The organism is Erythrobacter sp. HI0063, from assembly GCF_001635685.1.
GTDB lineage: Bacteria > Pseudomonadota > Alphaproteobacteria > Sphingomonadales > Sphingomonadaceae > Qipengyuania.
In genome coordinates, this window is sequence record NZ_LWFF01000167.1 from 1 (window position 1) to 359 (window position 359).

General features: G+C 59.3%; 1 protein-coding gene. It reads right to left on the reverse strand.

Annotated features, from left to right (window positions below):
• Positions 1–359: quinolinate synthase NadA (nadA, locus tag A3736_RS06000; RefSeq protein ID WP_197465509.1), on the reverse strand; the 359-nt coding region annotated here is incomplete at both ends.

Genomic DNA, 359 nt, shown 5'->3' on the forward strand with positions numbered 1-359 from the left:
GCCACAGCAGCATTTCGCGGTTGAATTTGCGGCTGAGATATCCGCCCAGATGCCGGTCCGGCCCGAAGATGATCTTCTGGTCTTCGGGGATCTGGCTGATGATCGTTTCCGCGCTGGAGCTGGTGACGATCACGTCGGAGAGCGCCTTCACCTCGGTCGAGCAATTGATGTAGGTCAGCGCGATGTGATCGGGATGCGCCTCGCGGAAAGCCTTGAACTTTTCGGGCGGGCAGCTGTCTTCCAGAGAACAGCCTGCATCCATGTCGGGCAGGACCACGATCTTTTCCGGGCTGAGGATCTTGGCGGTATCGGCCATGAACTTGACGCCGCAGAACGCGATCACATCCGCATCGGTCTCC